Annotated in this window: 7 protein-coding genes; all 7 read left to right on the top strand. The window is 39.5% G+C overall.

Going from position 1 to position 5,045, the window contains the following annotated elements; translation table 11 throughout:
* Positions 1–202: 202 nt before the first annotated feature.
* The 7 genes from IQ229_RS12620 (at position 203) to IQ229_RS12650 (ending at position 4,923) form a co-directional block, all read left to right on the top strand.
* Positions 203–400: a DUF2949 domain-containing protein gene (locus tag IQ229_RS12620; RefSeq protein WP_094349915.1), complete on the top strand. Its 198-nt coding sequence runs from the start codon at positions 203–205 to the stop codon at positions 398–400.
* 371 nt (positions 401–771) lie between these two features.
* Positions 772–1,902, top strand: a complete 1,131-nt coding sequence (gene nifV / locus IQ229_RS12625; protein ID WP_194044166.1) for a homocitrate synthase — start codon at positions 772–774, stop codon at positions 1,900–1,902.
* Entirely contained in the window at positions 1,892–2,179 is a 288-nt protein-coding gene (locus IQ229_RS12630; RefSeq protein ID WP_069070441.1) for a nitrogen fixation protein NifZ, read from the top strand. The genes nifV and IQ229_RS12630 overlap by 11 nt, the downstream gene beginning before the upstream one ends.
* Positions 2,154–2,357, top strand: coding sequence for a putative nitrogen fixation protein NifT (gene nifT, locus IQ229_RS12635; RefSeq protein WP_181928102.1), 204 nt, complete (start codon positions 2,154–2,156; stop codon positions 2,355–2,357). Before IQ229_RS12630 ends, nifT begins: the two co-directional genes overlap by 26 nt.
* A 117-nt stretch (positions 2,358–2,474) precedes the next feature.
* Positions 2,475–3,017, top strand: coding sequence for a (2Fe-2S) ferredoxin domain-containing protein (locus IQ229_RS12640; protein ID WP_194044168.1), 543 nt, complete (start codon positions 2,475–2,477; stop codon positions 3,015–3,017).
* Positions 3,018–3,297: 280 nt separating this feature from the next.
* On the top strand, positions 3,298–4,296 hold the full coding sequence (locus IQ229_RS12645) for a PD-(D/E)XK nuclease family protein (protein ID WP_194044172.1): 999 nt from the start codon (positions 3,298–3,300) through the stop codon (positions 4,294–4,296).
* A gap of 51 nt (positions 4,297–4,347) precedes the next feature.
* Positions 4,348–4,923 (top strand): Uma2 family endonuclease, encoded by a 576-nt coding sequence (locus IQ229_RS12650; RefSeq protein WP_194044170.1) that lies wholly within the window; start codon positions 4,348–4,350, stop codon positions 4,921–4,923.
* The last annotated feature ends 122 nt before the right edge of the window (positions 4,924–5,045 follow it).

A 5,045-nucleotide genomic window follows, 5' to 3' on the forward strand; every position in this document is an offset into this window, starting at 1 on the left:
GGTTTAGAGTTTGAAGCTACTGTCCGCTAGCAGAATTTATTGCAGACTGAGATGGATTAGATGGAGTTTAGATTTTGTTGGGTCTACTAAATCTGAAACTTCCCTGACATCTAGCAACAATTAAAAAGGCGAAATTACCAAATATAAATTGGAGTTTCTGATTTTTAACCTTTTCCCAAATTAAGAAATTGAAAGTTCAATTATGGCGACTCGGAACAGAGATATAAAACTCCTCAATTTTTTGCACAATGAACTTGAACTTTCAAATGCCGATATTGCTGTAGCTCTGCGACACCGTGAATTAGAAAATGGCCCACTACCGATGCTCCTCTGGCAGTATGGTTTCGTTGACTTGGAGCAGCTAGGAAAGATATTTGATTGGCTAGCAGACCAAAGTTAGCGAATTTGTATCCCTTAGCATTGAGTACCATTACCTGCCTAAATTACACCAAAATGCGCTAGAAAATACGAGGTTACGAAGATGATTACATCCTTAATTGCTGGCTTTTGTGTATTACTTTGTTCGGGATTTGCTAATAGTTATATTAGTTCATTGCTACTCGAAGACATTTCAACTGACATCGGTGAAAACGATTAGTAATTTATACATTGTTTTAGTTCCCTGCCATACAGATGTGATGCTAATAATCGGGCAATAATTAAGGATCATGTATCCTACATTATGAATTGTGATATTTTTAGCATTTACCATCACGAGGGATTGTAGAGGGAAAGGATATTAAGAATACTTCCAAGAGAGGGATATTTGCAATGAATCAAATCATAATTAATGACACTACATTACGTGATGGCGAACAAGCCGCAGGTGTTGCCTTTACTCTACAAGAAAAAGTAGCGATCGCTAAATTTCTCGATGCCATTGGTATACCGGAATTAGAAGTGGGTATACCGGCAATGGGTGACGAAGAAACCCGGGCGATCGCCGCAATTTCTAACTTGGGTTTACAAGCAAAACTCTTGGGCTGGAACCGTGCTGTCATCTCAGATATCAAAGCTTCCATCGCTTGCGGTCTGAACCGGGTGCATATTGCCATTCCCGTCTCTGGTATCCAAATTGCCACTAAATTTCATGGTCAGTGGCGAGTAAGTTTACAAAAACTCAAAGACTCAATTCACTTCGCCCTCGACCAGGGTCTTTGGGTAGCAGTCGGTGGAGAAGATTCTTCCAGGGCTGATGAAAACTTTCTCTTAGATGTAGCACTTTATGCCCAAGAATGGGGTGCATCCCGCTTCCGCTTCTGCGACACTGTAGGAGTTCTCGACCCCTTCACCACCTACACCAAAGTCCAAAGGCTGGTTTCAGCGTTGACGATTCCCCTAGAAATCCACACGCATAATGATTTTGGTCTAGCAACTGCCAATGCCCTTGCTGGTATCAAAGCCGGAGCCTCATCAGTGAATACCACAGTCAACGGATTGGGTGAACGGGCGGGAAATGCAGCATTAGAAGAAGTTGTCATGGCGATTAAACGCATCTACAGCCTTGATTTGGGCATTGACACACCCAGTTTGCTGGAACTGTCTCAACTAGTTGCAGCCGCATCAGGTGCTAGCGTACCACCTTGGAAAGCGATCGTTGGCGAAAACACTTTTGCTCACGAATCTGGCATCCATGCTCACGGAGTATTGCAAAACCCCATCACCTACGAACCATTTGCACCCGAAGAGGTGGGTTGGGAACGGCGTTTAGTAGTAGGTAAACATTCTGGACGGCATTTAGTTGCTAACTTGCTAGAACAGCATGGAATTTTCTTGAACCCCCAAGAAACCCAATCTGTTTTAGACGCAGTGCGCCATCAATCGGTACAGAAAAAACGCAGTTTGACGACAGAAGAATTATTGAATTTGGTCAGAGAACAGAGGTACTCTCATGCAACGTGATGAATTAGAACTAAACTTGCCACCTGCTTTTGAAATCGGTGAAAAAGTCAGAGTTCGGAAACTGCTAAAAAACGATGGTACCTTTCCCGGTAAGGAAGTCGGCCAAGTTTTAGTCAACAAGGGAGATATCGGTTACATAGCGAGTATAGGCACATATTTGCAGACTTCCTATATATATGCTGTGCATTTCTTAGAAACAGGGTTTGTCGTCGGCTGCAAGAAAAAAGAACTAGAATCGGTTGAGGAATCTCATGAAAGTAATGCTACGGATGAATGATGCCGGCACTTTAGTAGTTTACGTTGCTAAAAAAGACCTGGAAGAAGAAGTCGTCAAACAAACCGATGGAAGTGATGGCAAAATTCTCACCCTAGCAAATGGTTGGGAATTAGAATTTCGTGATTTGCCAGACACAGCAAATTTACCTCAAACAGTAGAAGCTAAACGCCTCGCATAAAAAATGGGGAGTAAAGAAGGGAATAGGTTATAGGTTACAGGGTACAGATTACTCCCTATAACCTGTCACCTGTCACCTCTCCCCTAATCCTCAATTACCAATAACTTTTTATCAATCATGGGTAACAAGTATTTGACGTTATCAGAATTGAACCTTGAGGGACAGTTACTAGGTTTTGTTGGTGGTGAACCAGGAAAATATAAATACTTGCAATTGGCGGTTCCATCTGGAGATGTGGAAATTAAACTGCCTAAAGAGTTACGCCGATTACTAAGTTCATCCTTAGTTCCTGGTCAGCAAATTCGCGTTTGTGGTCATAGTAAAATAGACTCGCGCACAAGTAAAATTAAAATTAAAGCCTATCGGGTGACACCAATTGATGCTTGTCCAAAACAAGATTTACCACCTCAACCCAAAGCGAGGATTATGGTATGTCAAAAGGGCGGTTGCCTGAAACGTGGTGGTAAAGGGTTATTATCAGAATTAGAAAAAACTTTGTGCGATCGCGGTTTATTAGACAAAGTTACTATTGAACATACAAGTTGCCAAAAATGCTGTGGTAGCGCTCCCAACTGTGTTTTACAGCTTGGTAAAAAGAAATACAAGAATATTCATCCTGATGCGATCGCAACTTTGCTAGAAAGTCACTTAACAGAGTAATAATCTTCTCTAGCTATTCTTAAAATAATACACAACTTTGTAGGGGTAAAAATTTTACCCCTATTTTTGTTGGTATAGTATAGCACCCTTGTCAAATGCGATCGGCTAAGTTATAACTGCTGCAACGTTAGTTTTAAAAGTCTAATTTATTACTAGCCAGGCGACTAGAAGTCACGGCTACACAGACAAAACCTGCCTCCGCAGGTTAAAAACTGTTGATTTTTTCTTAGTCCACGGAGGTGGACTTTGTTTGTGTAGCCGCGATTTCTAATCGCCCGGTATATTTGCTCAACAAGAACACAAAAAACTTGAAAGCCATCCAGATGATAGCAGACTTGATATTGCGGTTGAACTTTCAACTGGTTTAACTACAGATGTAATATTTATTGAATCAAAAATTGGCGCGAAGGATGGAAATAATGCTTTAAAAAAATATGCTGAGATTTTGAGTAATTTACCAAATGTCAGACATCGAATTTTAATTTACATCACCCGTGATTATGACCCAAAAGATGAAATCAAAACTCCAGCATTTAATTTAGAACCAAAAGTAAGTTTTTATCAATTGAGATGGCATCAATTTTATGCCCGCTTACAACAACACGCGACTGATATCTTAGCCCAAGAAATATTAATTTTCATGAGGAATAACAAAATGTCTCAGAATAATCAATTTTCATCAGTTGACTTATTGACAATGGTGAATTATAACAAAACTCTCAATCTTATGGAATCAACTCTCAATGATGAAGTACAGCAAAAATTTAAGCTAGCTTTTGGAGGTGTTATCAAAGGCGCAGCAAGTAGGACTCAATGGAAATGGGATGAGAGATATATTATCTACACCCACTTTTCTCCCTCTACATGGGACTTATGGTGTGGTCTTGGATACTTCGGTTTAAATCCAAATAATTTAACTGATTATCCATATCTAGGTATACTTTTACACGTTTCCCCTAAGTTTGGACAACGCCCAAAAATTATTGAATCTATGCAGACAATAATTAACGATAAACCGAATATATGGACTCCTGTTAATTTAAAAGTTTTGCCAGCGTGGTCAGGTATATTTTATCAAAAAAGCCTACAAGAGTTTTTATCTGAAAAAGATCAGCTATCTGCTATTAAATTATTTTTTCAAGAGTCAATAAAGGAATTAAAAACGGTTCAAGAACAATATTTTGACTTTCCTTGGAAGGGTGTAAGTATAGAAGCAACTACAGAAGGTGATAAAGAAGAATACCCAGACACCTCATTATCTTCTATCGGTGAAGTTTAATCAGCTACAGCTATATTAAGATAAAAATAACTCTGCATTCTCGTAGCTGTTATGAGCCTTACCACTGCTAAACGCTTTACTATAGCTGAATATCACCGTCTAGCTGAACTCGGCTTCTTTGAGGAGAATGACCGAGTTGAGCTAATTAAGGGTGAAATAATCCAGATGGCAGCAAAAGGTACACCGCACTCTGTTTGCAGCACCCGCTTATATCGGGAGTTGTTCAAGCTGATTCTAGAAGAGGCGATTCTTCGAGGACAAGAACCAATTATTATACCTGATGACAGCGAACCAGAACCCGATCTAGTCATTGTGCGAAATCGTCCTGATGACTATTTAGAAGCTCATCCTAGCCCATCTGATGTATTACTGGTAATTGAAATTTCTAATTCTACTTTGAAATATGACCAAGATGTAAAATTATCTGTTTATGCAGAAGCTGGTATTTCCGACTATTGGATATTTAATTTAGTAGATAATTACCTAGAATCTTACAGCGAACCTTATAAAGATTTACAAGGTAAATATGGTTATCGCCGCAAGTTAATTTTTCTGCACAATGAATCAGTTAGTCTGCCATATTTTCCTGATTTAGTCCTGGATTTATCTAAAGTATTTCCAGGTTAATTTATAAAAGGCTATGTCTAACGACAACCTACTGCGCCTCTAAGTAGGTCGGCGCAATTAAAGCTAACTGGCTAAGGCTGTCATTTGTCCTTTGTCATTGGTCATTAGCAAGGGTTTTAAGT

It is taken from the genome of Nostoc cf. edaphicum LEGE 07299, assembly GCF_015207245.1.
Lineage (GTDB): Bacteria > Cyanobacteriota > Cyanobacteriia > Cyanobacteriales > Nostocaceae > Nostoc > Nostoc edaphicum_B.